Genomic DNA, 22,493 nt, shown 5'->3' with positions numbered 1-22,493 from the left:
AAACCTGTTTATGAAGCTTGTTTTGTTTACAGCAAGGTATTATTCCCTTTTTACTTCCTTACTTTTTTTCTTGGGTTTGATTCAGTCCTATTTTTTGTTTCGGCCTTTTTTCCCGGAGCTTATTTCAGGGAAGATGATTCCCTATCTTGACTTAATTTCTATTCCTTTCCCTATTTTTTTCTTCTTATTTTTTCTTATCTGGTTATATTTTTTTTCTTATTATAACTATTCCCTTCAAAGGTTATATTTTTATTCAGCTTCGTTCTTCGGACGCTTTTTACGCTGGATGAAGAGTGGAAGCCGTCCTTTTTTTCTTGTCTTTATTTTGTCCGGTCTTTTATTAATGTTACATGATTACCTGCTTAAATTATCCAGCTCTCAATTTATTCGGGAAATTGATTTACAACAGATATACAGTGAAAAGGTTCAAAACCAGCTATTAGATACCATTCGAACGATACGTTTGATTCAACTCAGTGACATTCTTCAAGCAGGAACCTTTTTGAAAATTCTGGCTATGTCGGTGATCTTACTTTTTATTTATCAAGCGATACAGGCCAGAAAACGTATTCATGTAAGCCCCTTTGAAAATTTAAGTGGAGATGAATCAGTTAGTCTCTATTTGAATGGCCTGGCTCCGAGTCTGATGGGAGAGTTTTCTTTTCTTACTACTTTATACCGTATTATTGATGAGGCTGCTTCGTCTCGTATCAGGGGCAATGTAATTGAAGCCGGTTTGAGTATTGAAGATATAGGAAAAGCCCTGAAAGAAGTAACCGGTGGAACCAGTGTTGAAATTAGTTTCGGTCCCATTAAAATTCCTCTCGCTTCTATTCTGGGGATTATTGCAAAATTGGTTCAGGGGCCTCGCCTGCACGGTCTGGTTTTACGGGAAGGAGCCAAACTTTGCATGATTGCGAATATTAGCGGAGGAGGGATGAAAGGTTCCTGGAAAGTAGAAAGTCCTTATCCTTCAAATTCGGAGTCTCTATCCCAGGCATTATATAGCATGACCGAAGAACTCTCTTACCGAGTTTTTACTGATCTCGTAAATATAGGAACGAAACGTTGGAGAGCCGTCCGGGACTATACGAAAGGCCTGCGAAAGTACAGGGATACTCTTCAGATGAATCGACAGAAGAAAATTCTTTTATATGAAGCCGAAAAGAATTTCTTAAATGCTCTGAGAGAAGATCAGGCTTTTTTTGCCTGTCATTATAATCTCGGTATTGTGTATAGAGACCTGGGAAAAATTGAGGCAGCTGAAATTTCGTTTCGAAAAGCAATCGCAGCAAACCCGAGCCATACCGATTCCTTTTATGCCCTGGCTCTGTTATACCGACAGAAGAAAAAATACGATGATGTTATTTTATACTGTAAACAAATTTTAAAAATTAAATTAGAAGATGCTAAAGTATGGGATTTATTGGCTCTGGCTATGGATAGCCTGGAAACAGATCTGGCAATAGCTGATAAATCTAAATTAAGAGATTGCTTATATATTCGCAGAGTTTCTGTTTATATTGCCTGGAAGTATCTTTGTAGGGCTCGTTTTCGGAACCAGAAAGATAGAGTGTATGTGGAGACTGCCATTTCCTGTTTGCGTAACTTAGGACTTACTCAAAAACTTCTAAGTTATAAGAAAGCCATTTATACCCTGCAACAGGCGGTTTCTTTTAATCCTGTAGAGTCTTCGGTATATTATGATTATGCGATATGCTTAAAAGAAAGCTCTGATCTGGATAGGGCCAGGGAAGCCTTGCATACCGCTATTGGCATTGAAGACAAGGAAGATTATAGAATTGAACTTGCTCTTATTTATGCTGCTTTATATCGAAAACAGAAGAAGGAAATGTTAAAACTGGAAAATAAGAAGGCAGCTCTTTATTGTTGTGAGATAAGCTTACAATTTCCTTCCAGGCTGAACGAAAAGCAACTTGAAAAGCTATCCCAGGTTTATGCTTTAATCGAGGAACCCGAAAAGAAAAAGAGTCTTTCTTATATTCGGACTGCAAATGCCTGCATCGAAAATGAGAAAGTCGAACCTTTAAAAATATATTATAAAACACTAAATCATAAACGTCATGAATTAGCTGATGAAATTCAAAAAGGAAACCGTTCCCTCGCCCTACAATGGGCTTTTGCCAGGCTACAGTTTCAACTTTCCAGGGCCCTGTTTCGCCTGGGTCAATATGAAAAGGCAAAAAGTCTGGCAGAAGAAGCGATAGTTTTATTAGCAGAGAAACATAAAAAGGAAACAAGAGAACTCTTATATTATAGAGACCTTGCTCTCTTCTCATTTTATTTGAAAGATTTTTCCTCAGCTATGCTGTATCTCGAACATGCTTTATCTCTTTTTCCTGATTCAGATAAAGTTCATTTATTAATGGGTCGGGTCTTTTTGGCGATGGATAATTTGGATAAGGCTGAAGCCGAGTTTGAAAGAGCTTTCAATCACAAACCTAATGCGGATAGTCTTACCTATATAGGAAGAATTTATTATATACGTAGTGAAACTTTATTAGATAAATCTGAAAGACGAAAAGCTATAGAAAAGGGGATTGAATTCAACCATTATGCCCTGGATATTTTAGAAAGTGACTCGCTTATTTCCGGTGATAGTATTGCATTACTTCTCGAACGGGGGAAACTTCACTACTGGTTGGGTTTTTTATATATGAAAAGTAATCGAACCGATCAGGCGATAAGTCACTTAAAAATAGCAGTGAATCTGGGTGCTTATCCGCATGAGTCAAGAAGTTTTCTTGGCTTGCTTTTTACTCTGAATCATAAATATAATGAAGCTGAGGAAATTTTATCAGCCTTACTGGATGAAATGAAAGATAAGTCCTCCGATCCGGAAAGTATGGAAATTTACTTTCGATCTCTTTTATATTATCTTATCTATCACTCTGAAAGAGAAATTCCTTTAAAGAATGAATCCAAAATCTTTCATAAACTCGAAACAGCCTTTACTTCTAAAAAGAAAAGCGATCAGGCACTTTTTTATGATGTGAAAGGCTGGTATTTCATTCGAGTCAAGGGCCTTCTCGATGAGGGAATTGATGAGATTAAGAAGGCAAGAAGTCTTGAGTTTGATTTTTATTCGGAATACCACCTTGCTTTTGCTTATTATTTAAAGGTAAAGAATGGGAACCCCGCTTTTACCCCTCTTGCCGAGTTTCATTGTCAGAATGCTGTGGAAGCCGATGAATACGGGCATATCCAGGAACGCTTGAATCACCTGAAAGAACTTTTGGAATGGGACATTGTAAATCCGGAATAGACAAAAAATAGACTTGAAATTTATCCGAGTTTCTCCAATCTGAAGGGGGAAAGAGGTGAATTTTGAAAGGAAAAGACCTGGATATAAATACCGGTTTACAGGAAAATTTTGAAGGTAATGCAAAGACGAGAAAAATTTTTCTTTTACCCTTTGATCTAAAAGCGAAGGATTTGAAGAATACATTTATAACTCCTTCCATAATACGTAAAGCCAGGAAAAAAAGTGAAGAAGAAAACCAATTACCTCCTCAGATAGAAAGTAAAAGAAACCGAATTTTTAATCCGGAACTTAAATCTTTAATCGGAAAGGTAACAGCGTCTGAAACGGAAACAGATTCAGAAAAAAGGGAAGAACTTCCGGAAGAAGAGAAAGAGGAGCCTGAGGGAAAGGTTTATTTTTCTTCCCGGGAAGAAGAGGAATTATCTATTTTCTACAAGGTACATGTCCTCGGAAAACAGAAGGAAGGGCTTCAACAGTTTTTTGAGAAACTTATAAAACGTTATTCTTCTGAGGTTTTTTCTCTTAATTATTTTTCAGCTTTTACATCCTGTTTTATTCCTTTTGTTTCTTCAGGCTTTGATCAGGATATGAAATTGAATTTCATGTTTGATAAGAATGATAAAGTTTTCAAACCTGAGGAAGTCAAAATTCAGATTATCAGTATAGATGATAAAATGAAAGCAGATCCTTACTTTCAAAAGAAGTTCTCTAAAAGAAGTCTGGAAGAATTTAACTATTTACAGCAATTATATTTTCATTTTCCTCCTGTAGAATTTACGCTTACCTTATTTTATAGTTCTGAGCCAAAAACTATGGATTTGGAGCCTTTATACGAAGAAGTCTTGCAGGCAAAAGAGCTAATTATTCCGGTAATTAATAAAGAAGAAGAGCAGAATTTTCATCTTGAAAGTTCCAGACGGGATGCCCTCAATAAACTAATGCTGAGTTTGAAACATCATACCCGTGATGGAGCCTTATCTTTTTTTATAATAAAAGTAAAATTTTCCCTGCTATCCGAAAAGGACATTTTTAAAGAAGAGGAGCGTAGGAAGTTATTAGAGGATGTAAGTGTTCTTCTCAGGGAGAAAGAAGTGGTTTTGGAATTTTCTGCTCATTCGTTTATATTCATGGCAGTAGAAAACCGTAAATTAGAAATCGAAGAATTCCTTAATAGGAGATATGGAAATCGCTTAAATTTTATTTTACAATCCCATAAGTATCCGGAAGAAGGAAGGAATCTGTATATGTACTTTTAATATGAGACAAGTTTTACTTTTAAGTATTTTTTTATTTTCTCATATACTTTTTGCAGAGGGGAAACATGAAAAGTTAAGTCTTCTATATAGAAAAATTCAAGACCTTCAACAGGAAAAAAAGTATACTGAGAGTCTTCCATACATTCAAAAATATCTTAGTTTACAAAAAGAGAATATTAGCCTTCAATTGATTTATGCAACATCTCTTTTGTTTCGAAGTGATTTACCCGTAATTCATGCTGAAGATAATGTGTATGATAAGGAGGAGAAAAGGCAGGTTTTACATTCAAACTATCAAAAAGCCTCTTTTCTTTTTGCAAAAAATATTTCCCTACTGCTTAAATTATATCCTCCACCGGATGCTAACTTGAACGAACAAAAAAAACAATTCCTCCAAAAAAAACAGGAAGAGATTGCAAAATACTATTTTTATCATGCTCTTTCAAATGTTTATCTTCAAAAATATGATTTCGCAATTCAGTTATTTCAGAAGAGTATTCGTCATTATATACATAAAGAAGCTTATTATAATATAGCTTCCTTATATGAGGAAATGGGAAAATACTCAGAGGCCCGGATTTATTTTCAAAAATATGAAGAGGTAAGCAGGTGAAAGAAAAGAGCAGGCGTTTCCAAATTCTTTTTTCTGAACTGGAGTTTGAAGTTTTACGTAAAGAAGCAGAAAAAAGAAATATATCCAGTGCGGAGCTTATCCGTTACAGTTTGCAAAATGAGCTTCAGCTTCACTCTTCCTATGACAGGTTAATGGCTTTGAGAGGCCTGTTTGAATTAGAGATCTTATGAAATACCTCTTAACGTACCCGGTTTTAAGACTTTGCATTGAGAAGAATAGACAGGAGAAACAGGAACTGAAGCTTTTTCTTGAGAAAAGTATACAACAAAATCAAAAACTTTTTGCATCTGCATATTCTCTCATGGAATTAGCAAAGGAAATTGAGGTACCTTCGGAAAAAAAACAGGTTCTGAACTATTTCCATACAATTCTGGAAAAGATTTTTCCCCTGAATCCGGAAGATCTAATGTTTATTCCTTCGTATAAAGAAAAATATGGTATTAATGATAGAGAAGCACTGGAACTTATTGTTAGCCATGCAAATGGAATTGATAAGATAATAGATACGGGACCCCGCCTCGAAAAGCAGGGTCTTATTCGTGTAGAGAAAGTTTATTCTTCTGATACATAAGATGGAAAAGTATAAATTACGGGTTTGGAAGGTTTACTTTTTTGATCCTGACCCAGTTTTCTTTGAAAATTAAAGAAGCGGTTATAGGAACTCACCTTGAAATAATAACTGATCCCTCTTTTAAATGTAAGAAGATTTCTGTCCGCCTGTAGTTCTGCATTTCTATAGATGGTATCATTATCAATACAAAAAGTCAGGGCAGTATATTCATTATCCAAGTTTCTTCCTTCCTGTAAACCTGTAATTTTATTTCCACCGGCATCCATATAAATACTCGCAACCATGCGATCGGGGTTTATACCATAGTGGATGACATAACCACCCCCTTCTTTAACCTCGTCTTCGTGGTTTGAATTCCAGGCAAGACAAACTTTTAATTCATCTCTGTAAGTTTTTTTCCGGGTAATACGCAGGCCAGTGGGAGGATCCGGTGGCTTGGATTCAAGATACTTTAATTGTACACTTTTTAAAGAAGGTGTGAATCTTCCACTATAATCAGAACGTAATATTGCTTTCCATTGATAGTATTGAAAGCGGGGTCGTTCTTCCTCTTCAAAACGTTCTGCCTTTTTCCATACCGGTTCTTTGGAATCTTCTGCGAAGATGGTATCGGAAAATCTGTACAGAATTTCGTAATGGGTTCCTTCCGGTTGTTCTACCGAGTATTGTAAATGTATAGGTAAAGCATTCGAATACTTCGTTCTTAGAACCGGGGATAGGGCCTCTCCCAAATACTGGCTGGCTGTCGCGGCAATAGGATCATACTTAACTTTTTTATAGGGAATGGTTAGAAACTCAAAATCGGGTTCTCCTTCACCAACAAAGAAGTTATCCATTTTTCCATAAAAGTTCTTACCTATATAAAAAGGACTTGTGTCATTCGAATGAAAACCGAAAGATAATACGGTTGAGTCATAAGTGCTTTTCACCGCCAGGAAAGAATCTTTTCGTATCCCGTTTTCAAAAAGTTCAACCTTACCGTCTGTAGGGTTTATGGTTATGACCACATGTGTCCATTCTCCGGAGGGTAATTTGTCGGAACTTTTTAGTAGAAAGCTTTTACTAAATCCTTTTCCAAAATGAAAAAGATTTTGGAAATAAACTTCTATATGATTGTTAATTACATTACATTCCAGACCAAATTTCTTCCCCATTGTGATATAGGACTTTGAAATCAGGTTTGAATTTTTTTCCAGGACTCCGGGAATCAGAAAAAAAGAAATATAGAAAGTCTCTGTTATCGAAGATGAGCCTAATAGGTGATGATTTGGGTCTATCGAAATGAAACTATTTTTCGCTGAAAAGGAAGCGTAACGTTTTCCCATTCGGTTTTCTGATTCTACGACCGAATAGTTTGATTCAAGGACTTTATACTTTCCATTTTTATCCTGCAAGTCGGAAGGATTATTATTTTCAAAGTCCAAAAACAATTCAGAGGGAGTAAAATCACTTTTCTTTAGTTCCAGCCTGTATTCTTTGGAATTGACTCGAAACGTTTTCAGGCCTTTTAAATAAATACCATCAAAGCCGTGTTTTGTAAGGGAGCCAAAACTAAATTCTCCACCGAATACAGAACTAATCAAGAGGAAATAACAAAAAAGAAGTAGAATTCTCATCATATATCCAGTAAGTCGATTCTTCTCTGGTGTCTTCCCCCTTCAAAAGGGGACTTTATCCAGGTTTGAACAATTCTCAGGGCAAGATCTTTTCCTAAAATCCTTCCACCTAAAACCAAAACATTAGCATTGTTATGCCTGCGGGACATTTCTGCGGTATATTCATCATGACAGAGGGCTGCCCTGATGCCTTTTACTTTGTTGGCTGCCATCGAAGCTCCAATCCCGGTTCCACAAAGAGATACAAGGCCCTCTACTTCACCCTCTAAAAGCTTAAGACAAGCTTTGCGGGTGATTGTTGGATAATCCACTGAATCAGTATTATTTGTGCCATAATCAAGTACCTCATATTCCTGTGAGAGACTTGATTTCAGATATTCTTTGAGTTCAAACCCACCATGATCGGAAACGAAACCTATTTTTTTCATAATTCTTTTTCCTGAAATGATTCAAATATAATAAAAGCATTTCGTCAAGCCCATATCAGGGCTTTTAGTTTATACCATCGGACGATTTGGGAGAATTGCTAAGTTTATTCAGGATTCTATTTCGAATCTCGGGTTTTAAAGAAGAATAGAAAGAGAAATGAAGACGGTACAGGGAATGATAGAGGTTTTGAAAATCGCTAAGTTTAGGGTTTGAGGAAGAAGATTCATTTTCCAGCAGGGATTCCGAATTGAGAAATAAGAGTTTATAGATTCTATATTTGCTCCTATAAAAATCGGAAAATTTTTGCAAATCATCTTTTGTCACAGGAATTTCTTTCTGAATCGAGAAGAGCCAGCGATTGTAATTTTCGAGGGTTTCGAAAAAGAGTTCCTTATACGCAGTGAAGGCTCTCTTTAGGTGCATACTTTCTTTTTCGCTTAATTTCAGAGAGTGCAGGCAGTCATGAAAATTCATCCTATTCTTTCCATTCATAAGAGAAACTTTTTGTATTTCTTCGAGACTTTTTTTCAGATTTTTTCTTAAAAAATGATTTTCTTGAAATTTAAATTTAGAAGCCCGGGAATCCAGATAGCAGACCTCAATTTTTTTGGATAAGTCACCCGGCTTTTGAAAAAGGAAGAATAAAGGAGAGGAGTTCAGATAAAAAAAGGGGAAGAGAAAAACTCCCGTGCAAAGAAACGCTCTTCTCACGATACGGGTACCATTTGTTCTACAAATTCTCCGATTTCAGCTACAGCAAGCTTGGCTTCCGGAAAAACAGCCTGAAAAGCCTGAAATACATGTATCATTTCGTCCCAGATGGTAATTTTAGACTCAAGTCCGCATTCTTTTGCACGAGCATGAAGCCGTTTTGAATCGTCGAGAAGAATTTCATGGCTCCCAACCTGGATAAGAAGAGGAGGAAGTCCACTCAGGTCGGCATTTATAGGAGAAGCTAAAGGGTGAGCGGGATCGGTACCATTCAAGTAGCTGCGAGAAAATTCCTTTATGGCGTAAAGGTTTAGCCAGGGGTCCAGAGAAGCGTTATAATCTGTAGATTCCCCTTTGCATTCAAGGTCTACCCAGGGAGATAAAACAAAAGAAGATGCAGGCAGGGGGAGCTTTCTGTCTCTCAGGCTGATAAGGGTGGCTATGGCTAAACCTCCACCGGCAGAATCTCCTCCTATTACTATATCTTCCGGCCGAATCCCGCGATTCAACAGGGCTTCATAGCCTCTTACTGCATCTTCAATGGGAGCTGGAAAGGTATGAAGGGGAGCTTTTCGATAATCCGGAATTATAGCCCTGGCTTTTATAGTAGAAGCAATTCTATAGGCAAGATTTCTATGTGTAATAGGTGAACCAAGATGGTAGCCTCCACCATGCAGGTAGTATAGTACTTTCGTTCCATCAATGAGCCTGTCCCAGACCCATAAAGCCGGTATTTCTCCAGCAAGAGTGTCTTCCTGCATACGGAGAGTTTCCGGAACCGGGACAAATCGAGCATAGCTGTCGAGAACTTCTTTTCCGACTTTTCTCGGGATTATATCTCTTGCAAATATTACTCTGGATAGACTTAAAGCATTTTTTAAAGCAAAACTCATTAAACTCATTCGCCAGCAATTCCTTTTTTAGGGAAGTAAGCGAACACTGCTGGTTCGCTTAGAGTTAAAAAGCTTCCCGGTTTTTTTATAGATACCCTTTTTCCGATTTTTTGCTTCTGAGTAAAAAGATGTAAATGAAATTTTTAAAAAAAAAGACTGATAAATGTTATAGAAACTCGGAATGAGAATTCGGATATTATTTATTACAGAGAATAATTTTCTTAATTACTCGGATTGTTGAATTAATTCTTGCCCTTTGATTCATGCAGTCTATTTTGTTTTATGAAAAGGTAATTTTTCTGAATGGATGAACAAGAAATTAAGAATAAACTAATAGATAAGGACGAATTAATCAAGCAACAGGCTTCTATTATTAAGGATCTGGAAGCACAATTAATCGAATTAAAAGAGAGTCGTAAGCCATTTTTAGGAAAATTGCTTCAGCATATAAAAGGAATTAAGCATTCAAAGAAAGATAAATTACTTACTGAAATACAGAGAAGTATGGGAGCTCTTATCATTGAAAGTGAGTATAAACTGAGGACAATTTTTGACACATTGACCGAGGGAGTTGCTTTAAATGAATGTATTTATAATGATAAAGGAGAAATGATTGATTACCGGATACTCGAAGTAAATCGGGCTTTTTATTTAACTGCCGATTTTGTCTCATCTCAGGTAGTAGGGAATGTGGCTACTAAGCTTTATGGGATGTCCGAAGAGGAAATTCGAAAATTTTGGATGAGTCATAAGCATCAGGAAGAAACTATCTTCTCTGAATATACAAGTCCTCTTAAAGGAAGAACATTCTTTATTGCCACGTCTCCTTTTTATCAGGATCATTTTGTTACTTCTTTTTTTGATATTACCGACCTTAAGGAAGCTGAAAAAAAATACCGAATTATTTTTGAAAAAATGTCAGATGGTTTTGCCATTGTAGAAAGGAATCAGCAAGGTTCTTCTATTTTTATTGAAGCCAATCAGGTATTTGAAGTTCTAACAGGAAAGAGTAATGCAGAACTGATAGGTCAAAACTCCAGGGAAATATTTCAGGATTTAGATTTAAACATTTTTAAGGAAATTTCTCAGAAGCTGAGTGAAACTGATTATGTAAATTTTGAGTTTTATTACGAACATACAAAAAAGTATCTTGAAGTTCATTTGTATGCAACTCAAGGAAAGCAGGTAGCTGTTATTTTAAGGGATATAACAGAACGAAAAGAATATGAGATGCAGCTAAAGAAAGCAAAGGAAGAAGCTGAAGCAGCAAACCGATTAAAGGGAGAATTTCTGGCAAACATGAGTCATGAAATTCGAACTCCTATGAATGCTATTTTAGGTTTTACTGAAATATTAAAAGAAAAGTTAGAAGGGGAGGACTTATATTACTCTTTTTTAATGGGAATTCAAAAAAGTGGTGAAAATCTAATATTATTAATTAATGATATACTGGATATGTCTAAAATTGAATCCGGTAAAATGGAATTGCTCTATAAACCGGCAAGCATTCGAGTTATTGTGGAAGATATTAAAAGAATCTTTCAAATTTCAATAGAGCAAAAAAAGCTAAGCTTTAATGTATATATTGATCAAAATTTACCTGAATATATCTATCTGGATGAAATCCGTATTCGCCAGATTCTATTTAATTTAATAGGTAATGCTATTAAATTCACAGAAAAAGGTTTTGTGAATCTTAGAATCAAGGCTATTATTCGCAGGTTTGACCTGGATTTGTCTATAGAGATAGAGGATAGCGGTATAGGAATTGAACCATTGGAGTTAAACCAAATTTTTGAACCTTTTCGTCAGCAAAAAGATCAATCTCCTATTTACGGAGGAACCGGTCTTGGTCTATCGATTACGAAAAGGCTTTTAGATATGATGCACGGAGAAATTGAAGTTCAAAGTGATAAAACACGGGGTTCTAAATTTTCTATATATTTGAATAATCTAAAAATCGCAGAAACTGAAAAGGAAATTAGCCTGAGCCCAAAAATTGAATCTATAGATATACAGGAAAGCAAAATTCTTTTAGTGGAAGATGTAGAAACAAATCGAGAAATTATTAAAAAGTATTTGAATTCTTATAAAATAAGTATTACAGAAGCTGAAAATGGAAAGGAAGCTTTGCAGTGTTTGGAGCAACAAACATTTGATTTGATTATTATGGATTTAATGATGCCGGTAATGAGGGGAGATGAAGCGATTTTAAAGATCCGAACCGATGCAAGGTTTCAGCATATTCCGATTATTATTCTTACTGCTTATTCTAAAGATGCTCTTTCAAAAGGAATTCATGGTTTATATGAAAGCTATTTGCGAAAACCAATTAATAAACCCAATTTGATTTTAGAAATTGTAAAATTTCTTCCTTATTTTAAAAAAGATGGTGCTTTAAGCCTGAAAGCCGAGATTAAGAATAATGCATTTGAGAATTTATGTTTGAATGCCTGGGATATAAGCTTTAAGAACTTTTTTATAAGCTGGTATGAGAGTCATACCTTTGCTATAAAAAAAGTAAGTATAGGAGGCTTGAGAGGGCCAGTAAAAGAATTATTAGAAGAATCTAAACAAACAGGACAGAAGTCATTTATTCGCTTCTGTTTTGAACTTCAGGAAGCTGTTTATGGTATTGCCATTGACCGTTTAAAAGCACAATTGAATATTCTTTCGGAGGCGTATTGGTTCATTAAACAGAGTTCTTAAAAAGAAGATTTGGTGAAGGCAAGCGAACCATTACTGGCTCGCCTGCAAAACTGTTTGTGCTTGTAATTGAATTTATTTTTTCTTTTTCTTTTTTTTCTTCTTCTTTACATCTTCGTCGTCATCATCATCATCGTCATCGTCATCATCATCTTCATCATCTTCATCATCTTCATCATCATCATCATCTTCATCATCTTCATCATCATCATCATCTTCATCATCTTCATCATCTTCATCATCATCAAGCTGCCATTCGGTGACGAGATAGTCCAGGAAATCTTCTTCTTCCTCGGATAGGTCATCAACACCAATTATTGTTTCTATATCCTGGGTAATTTTGGCCAGTAAGGAGTTACTGAGATAATCACCTAAAAGTTCAACAGATTCTTCTAACAAGTCTTCATCTTTCTTATGCTTTTTACAGAATTTTAGAATTTTCTTAGCATCATAATCACTGCCTAAGAGTTCCAGGATTTCGTCCATATACTCAGAAAGAGCATCGTATTCTTCTTCACTGAGTTCTCCGTCTGCTTTGGCGGCCTGCAGGATAATTAGACCGATACGGTATTCGAGAGGGTAGTCTCCCATAGCATCCAGCATTTCTGCATAATCTTCATCACTCATATTTGCAAGCTCTGTGTCATAATCGCCCAGAACGGATGCATCATCTTCGTCGAACCATAGTTCTTCATCTATAGGAATATCTTCGATACGGTTAATTATCCAGCTATCATTAAAATTTCTTTCTTTATCCATCAGATATTTATAGGGAATATAGCAATATCCATTATCTCCCCATTTTGTACCCCAGGAATTTCGAATGATAAATACTTCTTCATTATCTGAATAACCCACACAGAGCATGATGTGTCGACCATGTTGACTGGCCTGTGCTTCTTTCGGAGTAGGCATGGGAACCAGACCTTTTGCTTTATGTGAGCTAAAGGACTGATAGGTTAAAGTTCCAAAGATGATGGGGTTTCCTTCTGCCAGACAATTCTTCCAGATGTCGAGGTTAGTAGGAACATAAGAAAAATCTTCCACTAAAAATTTGGAAGCTTCTTCATAGGCTGCTTCAGAAGGTTCTTCGTTGACATTACTAAGCTCATAAGGCCAGGTGTCTTCCGAGCAAGCACCAAGTTCCTCGAGACTTTTTATGGAATTGAAAATGGATGAGCCGGTATCTTTTATTTCCTCATTCTCTCCGACTCTTCTTTTTCGTGCATTATAGTAAATGAATAAACGGCTAACATTGAAGGAGTCTTCTCCGAGATACCTCTTGGCGAGGTACTCATACGCTCCGGCGACACCGTTTGCTGTGCAGCTACTCGCTTTGGACTGATCTTCTACATCGGTCATGTATTTCCGCAGGTCTACTTTTTTGGGAAGCTTGCCGCCTTTTATTTTTCCGGGTTCGTAAACCTTATAGTTATCTGAAGCATATTCGGGAACATAGCCAGTTACAACTATTTCACTTCCATCGGCCCGGGTGATTACAAACTTTTCTTCTGCCATTTTTTCCTCTGAAGCTTGAATGTTAATCCCAACATATACATGAAGGTCATTTAGAAGAAAAGCGAAATTTATTTCGGAAAAGGAGTATTAAATGGAAAACTGTTTACCACAGCGTAATAATACACCCCGTATCATAGTAATGATATGCTCTGTATTATAGTAATGATATGCTCTGTATTTCAGTGATATGCAGGAGGGAGAATTATATGAAGTCTTCCATTTCTTTGAGTTCTTTTTCTGTAAACTGGTAGAGGTCAGCCGGTCTTCCCCCTTTTTCTGTTACCATTCCTCCTTTTTCTTCAGCTTTTTCTATGAGTCCAATTTTGACGAGCTTACTTCGAAAGTTGGAACGATTCAATTCTTTTCCGAGGATAGATTCGTACAAAGACCGAAGTTCGTCTACTTTAAATTCTTCCGGCATCAGGTAGGAAGCAATATTGGTATAGCGTAGCTTTCCTTTCAAGCGCTGTTGTGCTGTCTGTATAATTTCATAGTGGTCAAAGGGTAGTTCTTTGGGTTCAAGTCCGGAAATCTTTTTCCAGCTTGTATTCTCATTTCCGGGGATGTTCTGGTTTGTAAGGGCTAAGTAGGCAACGCTGATAGTTCTTCCCCTCGGATCCCGGTAGAGTGCGTCGAAGGTGGCCAATTGTTCCATGTATATCCCGGATAGGAGGTTCTTAGAAAGTCCGGTTTTGGACTTTAAAGCTCTCAGGGCTGCTTCTTTTAAAAACTCATTGGTCTTTAGAGCTACGCCGGGAAGAGCGAGAGCATTCGGAAAGGGAGCCTCCGCTCTTTTCTGTAAAAGTACGCAAAGTTCAGTGTCCCTGGGAGAAAGTAAAACGACATCCACCGCCAGGGTCGGTTTTTCTAAGAAAGAAGAAGGCTTTGAATCGCTTAATTTCATGATTAATGTTAAAATAAAATAAAACTTAATTTGCTGCAACTATAAAAATAATAGAAAAAATACTTGCTTTTATTTTAGTTTGGTTATATAATAACCAAACATAGGAGAAAGAAAATGAAACCGCAGACAAACCTTTTAGAGAAGAATGCTTCCGCTCTTACCTGGGCAGACGAAGAGAGAAATCCGCAAGATCCAGTGGAGGTGTTTGCGGCCGGAATTCGGAATCATAACCTTGCCAATACGGCTTACCCGATAGCCCACCGAAAAACGATCTGGGACTATAAAGTCAGTGAAGAGCGGTACGAAGAGCTTTTGTCTTCTTCTTTCCGGGCTTTTGAGGAAATCGGTCTTTATATGCACATTCCCTTTTGTGAAGCAAAATGTCGCTACTGTGAATATACTGTAGTGACCGGGACTCAGAGAGAGGGAAGGCTTTCTTACCTTGAGGCCCTGCAGGAGGAGTTATATTTCTATGGAAATCTTTTGGGACCTAAGGAGCTCGTAGGCCTGGATATAGGAGGGGGCACGCCTTCTCTATTAGAAACAGAAGATGTAGTGAAACTTATTAAAGCCATGGATGCGAACTTTATCCGAAAGGAGGGTTTTAGTATAAGCATTGAAACTACACCCAAATTGGCAGCGGAGCTTCCCGATAGAATAAAAGATTTTCGTGAAGCCGGTATTGACAGGATTAGTATGGGCCTACAAACCGTTAACCCCGATATGCTCAGGCGGTACGGACGTGAGTTAAACCGGGTGGATTACAATACTTTAGCTGTTCGGAATATTCGAAAAGCTGGATTTAACAGGTTTAATGTAGATCTCATGTATGGCTTTGCAAAACAGAGCCCGGAAGATTTTTTACAGACGGTAGAACACGCGATACGCTTAGAGCCGGAATACATTACCCTGTACCGGATGCGCTATAAGGGAACCCTTGTTTCTAAGGAAGCGGCGGAGGTTGAACTCGATAGGGTGAATGATATGTACAATAAGGGACGAGAACTTATGGCAAAACACGGCTACCTTGCCAATCCGGGTAAGAATACCTTTAGCCGGGTATACACAGAAATCGGTACCAGTGCTTATTTGACCGAAAGAGTATCAAAGGCTACTCCTTATCTCGGAACCGGTCTCGGAGCACAGACTTTTACCTGTAACTTATTAGCGTATAACCAGGGAGCGGCTTCTAAGAAGATGAATCGCTATATAGAATCCATACAGGAGAAGAAAGCTCCCATTCAGGATTTATATCTTCTTCCGCCGGGGGAAGGTATGGCGAAGATGATAGCGGTTTCTTTTTATTTCGGTGAAATTAATACAAAAGCTTTTATTGATAAATTTGGTGTTTCGTTTGAAAAAAGGTTTGCTCCTGAATTAGATTTTATAAGAGAGGAGGGGCTTATGAAAAAAGAAGGGGATTATTTTAGTCTTACAAAAAAAGGAGCGAATTATTTTAATGGAGTAATTGCTCTCTTTTATTCGGACAGGGTGAAAGAACATCTTATTAGCTTATAGTAGAATATATGAATAATCAAATACAGTTTGCAAATATTTTATTTTCCGGTAAGTGTAATCTTAGTTGTAAATACTGTATCGGCCAATTAAGAAAGAATCCGACTTCCAATCTTACAACATTTCCTCTGCCGGGTTTGGAATCTTTTATCCGGGAATGTCATAAGCTCGGTGTCAGAGAAATTTCTTTTTCCGGCACCAATACCGAACCTCTTCTGTATGTTTATTTGGATAAGCTAATAGAGCGTCTTCGAAAGGAGATTCCGTCTGTGAAACTTTCTCTGCATACAAACGGGTTTCTCATTTTAAGAAAGAAGAGTCTGGTAGAACTATTTGATCGTCTCTCTCTTTCTTTTTATTCTTTCCGGGAGGATACTCGTTTTCTTATGACCGGAACTAAGAAGATGCCGGATATAAAAACCCTTATAAACAAGCTGAGTATTCCTTTGAAAGTTTCTATATTATATACAAAAGAAAACCAGTTTGAATTAGAAGAAATGCTGGATTGCTTTTTGGAAATGGGAGTTCGAAGGCTGGTCTTACGGAAGGTTTCAGGTTTTGAGGGGCCGGATAATCCGTTTCAAAACCAGGTTCCCCTGCGTTATTTTGGAAATAATCCGGTTTATGAATTCAGAGGTATGGAGCTTAGCTGGTGGGATTTTGAGAAAAGTAGTCTTTCCTGTTTGAATTTGTTTGCAGATGGCCGTCTTTCTCAGGAGTATAATTTACAGGAAGTAAGTGTACTAAAGCAGATTGCCTGAGAGAGATTTATTCATTTACGGTATAATCTTAAGTAGAAAAGTGGATTTTAAATCGCTTAGCCAATTAAGGATGAACCTGTAGATGAATGAGGAAGTAAAAAATAAACACGCGGTTACCGGGGCTTTTGGATACTCGGGTAAGTATATTACAGAGAAGCTCTTAGCTTTAGGTAAAGAAGTCATCACTCTTACGAATTCTTTTAATCGAGAAAATATATTTGGTGATAAGGTAAAAGCCTATCCCTTTCACTTCGATGAACCGGAGAAGTTAGAAGAGACTCTGCGGGGAGTTTCTGTTTTATACAATACCTACTGGGTGAGATTCAACCACAAACTTTTTACTCATGCAGATGCAGTTCGAAATACAAAAGTTCTTTTTCAGGCAGCAGCAAAAGCGGGTGTAAAGAGAGTTGTGCATGTAAGCATTACCAATCCGAGCCTTGATTCTGATTTGGAGTATTTTAGCGGAAAGGCAGATTTAGAAAAAGCTTTGATGGATTCCGGACTTTCCTATGCCATTCTCCGTCCGACTGTAATATTTGGAAAAGAAGATATTCTCATTAATAATATTGCCTGGGCCTTACGTCACCTGCCCGTATTCGGAGTTTTTGGAGACGGTAAGTATCGTCTTCAGCCCATTTATGTAGAAGACCTGGCAGAACTTGCAATCGAACAGGCAACAAAAACGGAAAACTGCATTATCAATGCTATTGGCCCGGACACATTTTCCTATAAGGAACTGGCCGAATTTATAGGAAAGACTATCGGTAAAAAGCGTCCTATTATCTCGGTTTCTCCCGGTCTCGGATACCTTGCCAGTAAGTTTATTGGTTTTTTTGTGAAAGATACCTTTGTAACCAGAGAAGAAATTAAAGGACTCATGGATGATTTGCTCTATGTTGATGCAGCTCCTGCCGGTAAGACCAGCCTGAAAAAGTGGATTGAAGAACATAAAGACAGTCTCGGTAAAAATTACACGAGTGAGCTGGCAAGGCGAAAAGACAGAAAATCTGGTTATAAAGGGAATTAATATGGAACTAAAAGGCCCGGAAGTAAAGTTAATTGATTATACAAAAAATCCTTTTAATCTATCCATTGCCAGTGCGAGAACCTGTTATTCCTCTAAAGGTATTCTCTATCCGGAAGATATGGATAGCACAGAAAAAGCAAGAGAAATCCGGGATAGAGTCGCTAAGTCTACTAAGAAAGCCGGTCATTTAACAACAAGACAGCACCCCCAGTTTATCTTTACACTGAACCGGGTTTCGAGGCAATTTGTCTGGGCCTTTTTGCACTCTCATCCGTATTATAATTCTGAGCAGGTTAGCCAGAGATATGTAGAGGTAAAAGAGGAAAGTTATTATATTCCTTTTCACTTAAATTCGAAATTAAGAAACTCTTATTTACAGGCCATTCGTTACGCTAATTCGGTATATTTCTCCATGATAGAAGAGTTGAAACCCTTTGTGGAAAAAGAATTCTTCCTGCGTTTTTCTTCAAGAGCGAAGCAGCCGGAAAAGTGGCAGACAGAGATTAAAAAGAAATGCCTTGAAATTGCTCGCTACATTTTACCCCTTGCTACGCATACATACCTTTTCCATACCATCAATGGTTTAACCCTGCATCGGTATTATCGCCTGATGACTAGCTTTCAGGTTCCTGAGGAACAGAAGCTGGTTATCGAAGAAATGGTAAAGGAAGTGAAACGTATCGATCCTTTGTTTGTAGAAGAAATGGAAGACCCGATTCCCCTTGCTAATACCCTAGAATATAAGATATTTCAAGAATATCATACTTCAAAACAGGTTCGAGATTATACGGAAGCTAAATTGTTCGTAGAAGAATTTGATTCTTCTCTCGGAAATGTTTATGCAAAGTTGGTTTCCTATTCAAACTCAGCTGAGAAAATTTTAGCGGCCTCTGTAAGGACTACCCTCGGCTTATCCTCTTCTTCCTTGAACGATACCGAAGCCCTTCTTCTTTGTATGTCTCCCGAAAGAAATGTTTCATTGGCTTCTACTCTGAATGAAACCAGCCTGAACGCAATTAGCCGGGCTATGTTTAATGTGCATTATACCTTCCAAAAAAAGATTTCTCATACAGCCGATTCTCAGGATCAGAGACACCGAATGGTTCCTGCATCCCGACCGATACTCTTTTCTCAGTATACCGGAAGTCCCGATTATATCGTTCCTGAAATCATCAAGAAGTATGCAGAATTAGAAGATGTGTATACAGAAAGAATGCACCAACTTTTTCGACATATCGAAGAGTTTATAGCAGAAGGAGGAGCTATAGAAGACACTTCTTACCTTTTACCCAATGCTTTTCCGGTGCGCTTTTATGAATCGGGTGATTTACTCAATCTGCATCATAAGTGGAAAGCGAGACTTTGTTACAATGCCCAGGAAGAAATATTCTACGCTTCTTTGAATGAAGTAAAAGACATAGAGAAAGTCCATCCTCAAATTGCAAAGAACCTTGGAGCCCCTTGCAAGCTTCGTTCTATGGGTTCGGTAAAACCTGTTTGCCCGGAAGGAGATAGATACTGTGGTGTAAAAGTCTGGAAATTAAATTTGTCGGAGTATGATAGGATACTGTAGAATCATCACATGTTTGCCAAATCACTCACCCTTTCCCAAACCGGATGGTTAACCCTCCGTTTGGGAAAGGGTGATTACGATTTTAATATTTCCATAGCCTTATTTATCTCGATGATTCTTTCCGAATCTCCTCCCTTATCGGGATGATGCTCCTTTACCAGTTTTCTGTAGCGATTTTTGATTTCTTCTTCACTGGCAGCAGGATGGAGATCTAAAACTTCGAGGGCTTCTTCCTTCTTTTGAAAAGCTAAATATTTTTTCCAGAAAGAGTTGAGAAGTTCGTTTACTTCCTTTCGACCCGTGTTTCGTAAGTGATTTAGATCTTTGTAATATTCCCGTAAAGGGTCGTGTTTTTCCAATTCTGAAGAATCCCTTTGTTGTTGCCGGATAGTATATAGTTTTATCTTTAAGCAATGAATTTCGATTCCGAGGCCTTTCTTTTCTTTTAAAATTTCATCGAGATGATACAGAATGTGGAATAAAAGAAAATGTGACTGGAATAATTCCAGCTCATCCTGCAAGGAATAACCGGAAAATAAGGAGTTTTTATTTTCTAAGGACTTCAAAAGTTCAAATTCGCTGAGTCCTTCCGGGAAATTTTCTAAAATTTCTAAAATGTTTTGAACATAAGGTTCCTCAAGACTGACTGTAAATGCTTCCACTAACAGGAAAGTAAAATACTTGCAGGTTTTTGTATAGCCATTTATAAAAAAAGGGAAAGGAGAGAGTATGATAAAAAAGGCGATTCTTTTAATTTTTTTAATGAATCTTTTATGGGCCGGGTTTTATTCCTGCAAAAGTTCCGAGGTAAAGGAAATGGATGGAAAAATTGAGGATAAAGAAGCAGATACAGAAACGAAGAAGAAAGAAGGAAAATAAGCCCGTAGGGGGCTTATTCTAAGGTACTCGGGCAGGTAAGTGCGATTTGACCTGTCCTGGAGATTTGTTTAATGCCAAATTTATTCATCATTCGAAGAAAGGCATTTACTTCTCTCGAATTTCCGGAATACTCCGCCATCACTTCCGTAGAAGTCATATCGATGATCTTAGCCTGGAAAACATCACAGATAGAAATTACTTCCTGGCGGTGCTCGTCTTTCGCTTCTACGATCACCAGGAGTAATTCTCTATGGATAGAACCCGGATAAGAAACATCGGTAATTTCCAGCACATCCGGCAATTTCTTCAGTTGATTTTTTACCTGGGTAATGTTTTGTTCATCTCCCCGGATAACAATTGTCATACAGGAAATCTCCGGATCCTGGGTTACACCTACAGCAATTGAATCTATATTATAGGCCCTGCGAGTAAAAAGACCGGAAACATGACTCATGACACCGGCATGGTTGTTAACAAGTATTCTCAATGTATGATTCATTTCTTTTTATACTCCTTCAGGTCCTTGAATTCAATAATATCTTTTTGTGATAGTCCTGCCGGAATCATAGGAAATACTTTTTCTTCAGAAGGAACTATTACTTCTAAAAGAGCTGATTTATCATCTTTCAGGAAAAATTCCAGAGCTTTAGGTATTTCTTCTTTTTTGGAAATTGACATAGCCGGAATTCCATACGCTTCTGCTATTTTCACAAAACTTGGATTATATTTCCACTGAGTCTGAGAATAACGCTCTTCGTAGAAAAGCTCCTGCCACTGACGAACCATTCCGAGAAAGCTATTGTTGAAAATAAGAATCTTTACACCCACTTCATACATAGCTATCGTTCCGAGCTCCTGAATGTTCATCTGTATGGATCCATCTCCACTTACGCAGATCACCTGTTTTTCCGGTCTTGCTATTTTTGCACCTATGGCTGCCGGCAAACCATAGCCCATAGTTCCGAGACCTCCAGAAGTTAGCCAGCAATTCGGTTCGTCAAAGAGGTAGTATTGGGCTGCCCACATCTGGTGCTGGCCTACATCCGTAACAATAATAGCACTGCCGGAAGTCGCTTTATACAGCTCACTCAGGAAATGTTGAGGCTTTATCTCCGTACCGGAATTGTCAAAATCCAGAGGATGATTTTCTTTCAAAGTTTTAAGCCTTTGAATCCATTCTTTTCTATCTACTTTTTTAATAAAAGGTAAAAGAGCGTGTAGTACATCCCTGAGATCTCCGTGTAGAATTTGGTCTACCGCTACTCTTTTATTAAACTCCGAGCTATCGATATCGATATGGGCTTTTACGGCATTCTCAGCAAATTCACCGATTTTAGCTACCCTATCATCGAACCTGGCTCCGAGGTTTAGAATGTAATCGCATTCAATAACGGCTTTATTTGCATAAGCGGTTCCGTGCATTCCGAGCATTCCCAGAGAAAGCTCATGAGTTCCGGGGAAGGCCCCGATTCCCATTAAAGTCATAGTGACGGGAATGTTTCCCAGTTCTGCCAGTTGCAGGATTTCACGATAAGCTCCGGAACTAATAGCCCCTCCACCCACATATAGAAGAGGTCTCTTTGCTTTATTCAGAGCTTCGGCAAAAGCCTCGATGTCTCCTTTTATTGGAGGTTTTTCGTAATGGTGAGGAGCAATTTTTAGTTTGTCTGCCTTACTTACGCTTGTGAGTTGGGTCTGAACATCTTTTGGGAAATCCAAAAGAACCGGACCCGGCCTTCCTCCTGTAGCAATCTTGTAGGCTTCTTCGAAGTGTCTGGCAATATCGTCCGCACTTTTCATCAGGGCATTATACTTGGTTATAGGAATGGTAATCCCAAAAATATCGGCTTCCTGAAAGGCATCAGTTCCTATGCTGTTGGTGGCAACCTGTCCGGTAATAGCCATAACCGGAATAGAATCTAGTTTTGCATCTGTTAGACCGGTTATCAGGTTCGTAGCCCCGGGACCGGAAGTCGCAATGCAGAGACCGATTTTACCACTGGCCCTGGCATAACCCTCTGCCATGTGAATGGCCCCCTGTTCGTGTCGAACCAGGTAATGTTTAATTTTACTCTGGTAGTACATTTCGTCATAAAAGGGAAGGATGGCTCCCCCCGGATAACCAAAACATACTTCAATCCCTTTTTCTTCTAAAAGCTGTATTAACAGGGCTGCCCCTGTCATAGGTTTTTCCTTTTTATCTGTCATGAA

General features: G+C 37.9%; 20 protein-coding genes. 11 read left to right on the top strand and 9 right to left on the bottom strand.

Going from position 1 to position 22,493, the window contains the following annotated elements:
• Positions 1–10 precede the first annotated feature (10 nt).
• The 5 genes from H7A25_12615 to H7A25_12595 all read left to right on the top strand — a co-directional run bounded on the left by H7A25_12615 (position 11) and on the right by H7A25_12595 (position 5,747).
• Positions 11–3,286 carry a tetratricopeptide repeat protein gene (locus H7A25_12615; GenBank protein ID MCP5500742.1) on the top strand — a complete coding sequence of 1,092 codons (3,276 nt, stop codon included), beginning with the start codon at positions 11–13 and terminating at the stop codon, positions 3,284–3,286.
• A 62-nt stretch (positions 3,287–3,348) separates the two neighbouring features.
• A complete protein-coding gene (locus H7A25_12610) occupies positions 3,349–4,542 on the top strand; it encodes a hypothetical protein (GenBank protein ID MCP5500741.1) in 1,194 nt (397 codons plus the stop codon).
• Between the two features lies 1 nt (position 4,543).
• Positions 4,544–5,155, top strand: coding sequence for a tetratricopeptide repeat protein (locus H7A25_12605; protein MCP5500740.1), 612 nt, complete (start codon positions 4,544–4,546; stop codon positions 5,153–5,155).
• Positions 5,152–5,346, top strand: a complete 195-nt coding sequence (locus H7A25_12600; GenBank protein ID MCP5500739.1) for a CopG family transcriptional regulator — start codon at positions 5,152–5,154, stop codon at positions 5,344–5,346. Before H7A25_12605 ends, H7A25_12600 begins: the two co-directional genes overlap by 4 nt.
• Complete coding sequence (locus H7A25_12595) at positions 5,343–5,747, top strand: hypothetical protein (GenBank protein MCP5500738.1); 405 nt, start codon at positions 5,343–5,345, stop codon at positions 5,745–5,747. The genes H7A25_12600 and H7A25_12595 overlap by 4 nt, the downstream gene beginning before the upstream one ends.
• Here the strand turns inward: H7A25_12595 and H7A25_12590 are convergent.
• The 4 genes from H7A25_12590 to H7A25_12575 form a co-directional block, all read right to left on the bottom strand.
• Positions 5,729–7,363 (bottom strand): hypothetical protein, encoded by a 1,635-nt coding sequence (locus tag H7A25_12590; GenBank protein ID MCP5500737.1) that lies wholly within the window; start codon positions 7,361–7,363, stop codon positions 5,729–5,731. The two genes, H7A25_12595 and H7A25_12590, sit on opposite strands and share 19 nt — an antisense overlap.
• A complete protein-coding gene (rpiB, locus tag H7A25_12585) occupies positions 7,363–7,791 on the bottom strand; it encodes a ribose 5-phosphate isomerase B (protein ID MCP5500736.1) in 429 nt (142 codons plus the stop codon). Before rpiB ends, H7A25_12590 begins: the two co-directional genes overlap by 1 nt.
• Before the next feature lie 64 nt (positions 7,792–7,855).
• Positions 7,856–8,503 carry a hypothetical protein gene (locus tag H7A25_12580; GenBank protein ID MCP5500735.1) on the bottom strand — a complete coding sequence of 216 codons (648 nt, stop codon included), beginning with the start codon at positions 8,501–8,503 and terminating at the stop codon, positions 7,856–7,858.
• A complete protein-coding gene (locus tag H7A25_12575) occupies positions 8,500–9,405 on the bottom strand; it encodes an alpha/beta hydrolase (GenBank protein MCP5500734.1) in 906 nt (301 codons plus the stop codon). Before H7A25_12575 ends, H7A25_12580 begins: the two co-directional genes overlap by 4 nt.
• A gap of 294 nt (positions 9,406–9,699) precedes the next feature.
• Here H7A25_12575 and H7A25_12570 point away from each other — a divergent pair, with 294 nt between their 5' ends.
• Complete coding sequence (locus tag H7A25_12570) at positions 9,700–12,105, top strand: response regulator (protein MCP5500733.1); 2,406 nt, start codon at positions 9,700–9,702, stop codon at positions 12,103–12,105.
• A gap of 72 nt (positions 12,106–12,177) precedes the next feature.
• Here H7A25_12570 and H7A25_12565 read toward each other — a convergent pair whose 3' ends face one another.
• Positions 12,178–13,620, bottom strand: a complete 1,443-nt coding sequence (locus H7A25_12565) for a hypothetical protein (GenBank protein ID MCP5500732.1) — start codon at positions 13,618–13,620, stop codon at positions 12,178–12,180.
• 202 nt (positions 13,621–13,822) lie between these two features.
• The gene (locus tag H7A25_12560; protein MCP5500731.1) at positions 13,823–14,524 is read right to left on the bottom strand and encodes an NUDIX hydrolase; all 702 of its coding nucleotides are present in this window, start codon (positions 14,522–14,524) and stop codon (positions 13,823–13,825) included.
• Between the two features lie 114 nt (positions 14,525–14,638).
• On the opposite strand from H7A25_12560, the gene H7A25_12555 reads away from it, so the two are divergent.
• The 4 genes from H7A25_12555 to H7A25_12540 all read left to right on the top strand — a co-directional run bounded on the left by H7A25_12555 (position 14,639) and on the right by H7A25_12540 (position 19,403).
• Positions 14,639–16,042, top strand: coding sequence for a radical SAM protein (locus H7A25_12555; protein MCP5500730.1), 1,404 nt, complete (start codon positions 14,639–14,641; stop codon positions 16,040–16,042).
• Between the two features lie 8 nt (positions 16,043–16,050).
• Positions 16,051–16,800, top strand: coding sequence for a radical SAM protein (locus H7A25_12550; GenBank protein MCP5500729.1), 750 nt, complete (start codon positions 16,051–16,053; stop codon positions 16,798–16,800).
• A gap of 82 nt (positions 16,801–16,882) precedes the next feature.
• A complete protein-coding gene (locus H7A25_12545) occupies positions 16,883–17,830 on the top strand; it encodes an NAD(P)H-binding protein (GenBank protein ID MCP5500728.1) in 948 nt (315 codons plus the stop codon).
• A gap of 1 nt (position 17,831) precedes the next feature.
• Complete coding sequence (locus H7A25_12540) at positions 17,832–19,403, top strand: FAD-dependent thymidylate synthase (protein MCP5500727.1); 1,572 nt, start codon at positions 17,832–17,834, stop codon at positions 19,401–19,403.
• Positions 19,404–19,477: 74 nt separating this feature from the next.
• On the opposite strand, the gene H7A25_12535 is transcribed toward H7A25_12540, so the two are convergent.
• Entirely contained in the window at positions 19,478–20,065 is a 588-nt protein-coding gene (locus tag H7A25_12535) for a DnaJ domain-containing protein (GenBank protein ID MCP5500726.1), read from the bottom strand.
• A 67-nt stretch (positions 20,066–20,132) separates the two neighbouring features.
• Here H7A25_12535 and H7A25_12530 point away from each other — a divergent pair, with 67 nt between their 5' ends.
• Complete coding sequence (locus H7A25_12530; protein ID MCP5500725.1) at positions 20,133–20,282, top strand: hypothetical protein; 150 nt, start codon at positions 20,133–20,135, stop codon at positions 20,280–20,282.
• A 13-nt stretch (positions 20,283–20,295) separates the two neighbouring features.
• Here H7A25_12530 and ilvN read toward each other — a convergent pair whose 3' ends face one another.
• Both ilvN and ilvB read right to left on the bottom strand, forming a co-directional pair.
• A complete protein-coding gene (gene ilvN / locus H7A25_12525) occupies positions 20,296–20,781 on the bottom strand; it encodes an acetolactate synthase small subunit (GenBank protein MCP5500724.1) in 486 nt (161 codons plus the stop codon).
• The gene (gene ilvB / locus H7A25_12520) at positions 20,778–22,490 is read right to left on the bottom strand and encodes a biosynthetic-type acetolactate synthase large subunit (GenBank protein ID MCP5500723.1); all 1,713 of its coding nucleotides are present in this window, start codon (positions 22,488–22,490) and stop codon (positions 20,778–20,780) included. Before ilvB ends, ilvN begins: the two co-directional genes overlap by 4 nt.
• Between the last annotated feature and the right edge of the window lie 3 nt (positions 22,491–22,493).

This window comes from Leptospiraceae bacterium (genome assembly GCA_024233835.1).
Lineage (GTDB): Bacteria > Spirochaetota > Leptospiria > Leptospirales > Leptospiraceae > JACKPC01.
The sequence above is the reverse complement of the archived record's forward strand: the minus strand, read 5'-3'. Positions and strand labels throughout refer to the sequence as shown.